Consider the following 5,217-nt stretch of genomic DNA (forward strand, 5'->3'; position numbering starts at 1 on the left):
TCTCCTCACCACCACCGGCGCGCACGCCGCCGGTGTCACCGGCCCGACCGCGCCGGCCACCCCGACGGCGCCCGCGAGCGGTGACTTCAGCGTCAGCGTGAACGGCCCCGACGGCACCCCGTCGTCGGCGATCGTCACGCTGCTCGGCATCACGTTGCTCAGCGTCGCGCCGGCGCTGCTGCTCATGATGACGTCGTTCACGAAGATCTTCGTGGTGCTCGCGATGACCCGGAACGCGCTCGGGCTGCAGGGCATCCCACCGAACCAGGTGATCGCCGGGCTCGCGCTCTTCCTGTCCCTGTTCGTGATGGCTCCGGTGCTCGGGCACATCAACGACGACGCCCTGCAGCCCTACCTCGCCGGGCACATCGACTTCGCGAAGGCGGTCGAGGTCGGCACGAAGCCGCTGCGGACGTTCATGCTGCACCAGACGCGCGAGGAGGACGTCGCGCTCATCACCCGGGCCGCCGGTCAGGCGAACCCGAAGGACCTCGACGCCGTGCCGATGACGACCGTCATCCCGGCGTTCGTGATCTCCGAGCTCCGCAGCGCCTTCATCATCGGGTTCGTCATCTTCGTCCCGTTCCTCGTGATCGACCTGGTCGTCTCCGCCGCGCTCATGTCGATGGGCATGATGATGCTGCCGCCGGTGATGATCTCGCTGCCGTTCAAGATCCTGCTGTTCGTCCTCGTCGACGGGTGGGGGCTCATCATCACGTCCCTCATCGAGAGCTACCAGGTGGTGCACTGATGAACCAGCAGGCCGTCATCGACCTGGTCCTCCAGGCGCTCATGGTCGCGGGCAAGCTCGCCGCCCCCGTGCTCGTGACGTCGCTCGTCGTCGGCTTCGCGATCTCGCTCTTCCAGTCGGTGACGCAGATCCAGGAGGTCACGCTCTCGTTCGTGCCGAAGGCCGTCGCCGTCGCGATCGCGCTGGTCGTCTGCGGCAACTGGATGATCGCCGAGATGATCGCGTTCACCCACGTCGCGTTCGACATGATCCCGAAGCTCCTCGGGACGTAGCCGTGGAGCTCGCCATCGACGCGGACCAGCTCGAAGCCACCATGCTCGCCGGGGTCCGACTCGTCGCCTTCCTCGTGATCGCGCCGCCGTTCGCGTACAAGGCGTTCCCCGGCACGGTGAAGGTGATCCTCGGGCTCGGCCTGGCGATCGGCGTCGCACCGCGGGTCGGTCTCGGGTACACCGCGCTCGACACCGGCGGGTTCCTGCTCGCCCTGCTCACCCAGCTGCTCGTCGGCCTCGGGCTCGGCTTCCTCGTGTACCTCGTGTTCGCCGCGGTGCAGTCCGCCGGTGGGCTCATCGACCTGTTCGGCGGCTTCACCCTGGCGCAGGCGTACGACCCGCAGTCCCAGGTGAACGGCGCGCAGTTCACCCGACTGTTCCAGATGGCGTCCCTCGCGCTGCTCTTCGCGAGCGGGGGCTACCAGCTCATCGTGGCCGGGCTCGTCCGGTCCTTCGACGCGGTGCCCCTGGTCGCGGCGGACGGGTCCCCGGGCACCTTCGCGATCGGTGGCTTCGCCTCGGTCCTGGTGCACGCCGCGTCGCAGATGTTCCTCGCGGCGCTGCAGATCGCGGGCCCGCTCGTCGTCGTGCTCTTCCTGGCCGACGTCGGACTCGGGCTCCTCACCCGCGTGGCACCGGCGCTCAACGCGTTCCAGATGGGCTTCCCGATCAAGATCGGGCTCACCGTGATCTTCGCCGGAGCGCTCTTCATGGCCCTGCCGGCCGTCGTGTCGTCGCTGACCGGCGACGCCGTCGCCGCGATCACCGGGCGGGGGTGAGGCGACGTGTCCGACGGAGGGAGCGGTGAACGCTCCGAGAAGGCCACCCAGAAGCGGATGCAGGAGGTGCACCGCAAGGGGCAGCTCGGCCGGTCGCAGGACCTCGGTGCCTGGGTGGGCATCGCGACGGCGGCGCTCGTCATGCCCGCCGCGATCGGCAACGCCGCCGGGGCGGGGGAGCAGCAGCTCCGTGTCGTGCAGCACGTCATCGCGGACCCGACGATCCCGGCGGTCCGGCAGGCACTGGCCGACGCGCTCGGGTCCGTCGCCGCGACCGTCGGCCCGATGCTCGCCGTCGTCGCGGTCGCCGTCGCCGCGGTGTCCGTCGCGCAGGGTGGCGTGCACTTCCGCAGGATGACCCCGCAGCCCGACCACTTCGACCCGGTCGCCGGGGTCAAGCGGGTGTTCGGCGTGCAGGCGCTCTGGAACGGCGTGAAGGCGCTGCTCAAGACCGCCGTCGTCGGGCTCGTCCTCTGGTTCGCCGTGCAGTCGCTCGTGCCCGTCCTCATGACGAGCGGTTCGCTGCCGCTGTCGTCCGTCCTCGACGCGGCGAAGGAGGGCACCGGCACCCTGCTCCGCGCCGCCGTCGCCGCCGGGCTCCTGCTCGCCGCGGTCGACGTCCTCGTCGTCGTGCGCCGCAACCGGAAGCGCACGATGATGACCAAGCAGGAGGTCAAGGACGAGTCGAAGCGCACCGAGGGCGACCCGCTCGTCAAGGGCCAGCGCCGATCCCGCCAGCTCGCGATGAGCCGCAACCGGATGATCGCCGCGGTCGGGGACGCCGACGTCGTCATGACCAACCCCACGCACTACGCGGTCGCGCTGCGCTACGAGCCCGGGAAGTCCGCGCCCCGGGTGGTCGCGAAGGGCGCCGGGCCCGTCGCCGACGTCATCCGGTCCACCGCCGAGGCGTCCCGCGTCCCGATCGTCCGCGACGTCCCGCTGACCAGGGCACTGCACGCCGCGTGCGAGCTCGGGCAGGAGGTCCCCGTCGACCTCTACACCCCGGTCGCCCGGGTGCTCTCGTTCGTCATGGCGCTCAAGGCCCGCGGTGCCGCAGCCGGGACGCACGCCGCGCCGACGCCGACCACCGCCGACGAGGTCGCGACCGTCCTCGACCCCACCACGCTCACCGGCGACGCCCGACCACGGCGCCTCCGCACCCGTCCGTCCACTGCCGAAGGGGCACCCGCATGAACCGCAAGGACCTGCCCAAGCTCGCCGTCCCGGTCTTCATCGTCGGCATCGTCCTGCTGCTGATCCTGCCCGTGCCGTCGTTCCTGCTCGACGTGCTCATCATCCTGAACATCCTGTTGGCGCTGGTGATCCTGCTCACGACGCTGTTCGTGAAGAAGCCGCTCGACTTCTCGGTGTTCCCGTCGCTGCTGCTCGTCGCGACGCTCTTCCGGCTGGGGCTCAACGTGGCCTCGACGCGCCTGGTGCTCGGCGAGGGCTTCGCCGGAGACGTCATCCAGGCGTTCGGCCACGTCGCGGTGTCCGGCTCGATCATCATCGGCGCCGTCGTCTTCCTCATCCTCGTCGTCATCCAGTTCGTCGTCGTGACGAAGGGTGCCGAGCGCGTCGCCGAGGTCGGTGCGCGGTTCACCCTCGACGCCATGCCCGGCAAGCAGATGGCGATCGACGCCGACCTGAACGCCGGGCTCATCACGGACGCCGAGGCGAAGGAGCGCCGTGCGGCGGTCTCCGCCGAGGCCGACTTCTACGGCGCGATGGACGGCGCGTCGAAGTTCGTCAAGGGCGACGCGATCGCCGGCATCCTCATCCTCGTCATCAACATGCTCGGCGGGGTCGCGATCGGCATGCTGCAGAACGGGCTGTCCGTCACCGACGCGCTGTCGAAGTACGGCATCCTCACGATCGGCGACGGCCTGGTCTCGCAGATCCCCGCGCTGCTCATGGCGGTGTCCACGGGCATGATCGTCACCCGGTCGGGCGCGGAGACCGAGATCGGTGCGTCGGCCACCACGCAGCTGACCCAGTCGCGGAACGCGCTGATGATCGCCGGTGTGGCCGCCATCGCGATGGGGTTCATCCCGGGCATGCCGATCATCCCGTTCCTGCTCATCGGCGCCGGACTGCTGTTCGCCGGCTGGCGGCTCTCGCGGCAGGCGGCGCAGCAGGCGGCAGCGGTCGAGCAGCAGCAGGCGCTCGAGGCCGCGGCGCCGTCGTCGGACAGCCCGGAGGACCTGCTCGAGCAGATGCGCGTGCACGCGCTCGAGATCCTGCTCGCCCCGGACCTCGTCGACATGGTGTCCGGGTCCTCCGACGACCTGCTCGGTCGGGTACGAGCGCTCCGCCGGAAGATCGCGGTCGACATGGGCATCGTCGTCCCGCCCGTCCGGACCCGGGACAGCATCGAGCTGCCGCCGTCGACCTACGCGATCCGCATCGCCGGCGTCGAGGCCGGGCGGGGCACCGCACCCTCCCGCAGCGTGCTCGCACTGGGCGACCAGCTCGACGGGCTCCCGGGTACCGCTACGGTCGAGCCGGTGTTCGGGCTCGCCGGCAAGTGGGTCCCCGCCGAGCTCCGGCACGCCGCCGAGATGACCGGCGCGACCGTCATCGACCGCGTGTCCGTGCTCGTCACGCACCTGCAGGCCGTGATCGGCGACAACGCCGCACGACTGCTCACCCGCGAGGACGTCAAGGTGCTCACCGACGGTGTCAAGCAGGTGAACCCCGCCGCGGTCGAGGAGCTCGTCCCCGGCATGCTGTCCCTCGCCGAGGTCCAGCGCGTGCTCCAGGGCCTGCTCGCCGAGCGCGTGCCGATCAACGACCTCGGGCGCATCTGCGAGGCGCTGACCCTGCGGGCGAAGGTGTCGACCGACCCCGAGGGGCTCGTCGAGGCCGCGCGCGCCGCCCTCGGCCCGGCCCTGCCCGCACGCCACGCCGAGGCCGGCACGCTCCGCGTCATCATGATCGACCCGCTGCTCGAGCAGTCGATGCTCGAGGGGCTGCGTCCGTCGGAGCAGGGCACCCAGATCGTGCTCGACGCGCACCGCATCGAGCAGGTCCTCGGCTCCCTCCGCGACGCCGTGCGCAGCGTCGAGGAGCAGGGGCTGTCCGCCGTGCTCGTCTGCGCTCCGCAGCTCCGGTCGGCCGTGCACCGCATGGTGTCGGCGCAGGCGAACGGCCTGCCCGTGCTCTCCTACCAGGAGGCCACGGCGGCGGGCTCCACCATCGAGACCGTGGGAGTGGTCCGTGCCGCCGACCCGATCGCTGCGTAGCGGCCCCACGCTCGAGGCGGTCCGGGACGCCCTCCGAGCCGAGTTCGGCGCCGGCGCCCGGATCGTCTCGGCGGAGCGCGTGTCCACCCCCGGCATCGGCGGACTCTTCCGCCGCGCCCACGTCGAGGCCGTCGTCGAGGTGCCCGACCCGCTCGACCCGCCGACCG

At 71.2% G+C, this 5,217-nt stretch carries 6 protein-coding genes; all 6 read left to right on the forward strand.

Going from position 1 to position 5,217, the window contains the following annotated elements; translation table 11 throughout:
• Window positions 1-751, forward strand: a 751-nt coding sequence (fliP, locus tag D8M35_RS15320) for a flagellar type III secretion system pore protein FliP (RefSeq protein WP_126892608.1), incomplete at its 5' end; no start/stop codon positions are given.
• A complete protein-coding gene (locus tag D8M35_RS15325; protein WP_126892609.1) occupies window positions 751-1,023 on the forward strand; it encodes a flagellar biosynthetic protein FliQ in 273 nt (90 codons plus the stop codon). The genes fliP and D8M35_RS15325, both read left to right, overlap by 1 nt.
• A gap of 2 nt (window positions 1,024-1,025) precedes the next feature.
• Window positions 1,026-1,802 (forward strand): flagellar biosynthetic protein FliR, encoded by a 777-nt coding sequence (locus D8M35_RS15330; RefSeq protein WP_238638267.1) that lies wholly within the window; start codon window positions 1,026-1,028, stop codon window positions 1,800-1,802.
• 6 nt (window positions 1,803-1,808) lie between these two features.
• Window positions 1,809-2,999, forward strand: coding sequence for a flagellar biosynthesis protein FlhB (locus tag D8M35_RS15335; protein WP_126892610.1), 1,191 nt, complete (start codon window positions 1,809-1,811; stop codon window positions 2,997-2,999).
• The gene (locus tag D8M35_RS15340) at window positions 2,996-5,050 is read left to right on the forward strand and encodes a flagellar biosynthesis protein FlhA (RefSeq protein ID WP_126892611.1); all 2,055 of its coding nucleotides are present in this window, start codon (window positions 2,996-2,998) and stop codon (window positions 5,048-5,050) included. The genes D8M35_RS15335 and D8M35_RS15340 overlap by 4 nt, the downstream gene beginning before the upstream one ends.
• On the forward strand, window positions 5,025-5,217 hold a 193-nt coding region (locus D8M35_RS15345; RefSeq protein ID WP_202976576.1), incomplete at its 3' end, for a hypothetical protein. The genes D8M35_RS15340 and D8M35_RS15345, both read left to right, overlap by 26 nt.

Origin of the sequence: Curtobacterium sp. HSID17257 (assembly GCF_003989515.1) — a bacterium.
GTDB lineage: Bacteria > Actinomycetota > Actinomycetes > Actinomycetales > Microbacteriaceae > Curtobacterium.

Coding starts and splice junctions, on each gene's coding strand:
- D8M35_RS15340 (WP_126892611.1), top strand. CDS start 2,996: ATGAACCGCAAGGACCTGCCCAAGCTCGCCGTCCCGGTCTTCATCGTC.
- D8M35_RS15325 (WP_126892609.1), top strand. CDS start 751: ATGAACCAGCAGGCCGTCATCGACCTGGTCCTCCAGGCGCTCATGGTC.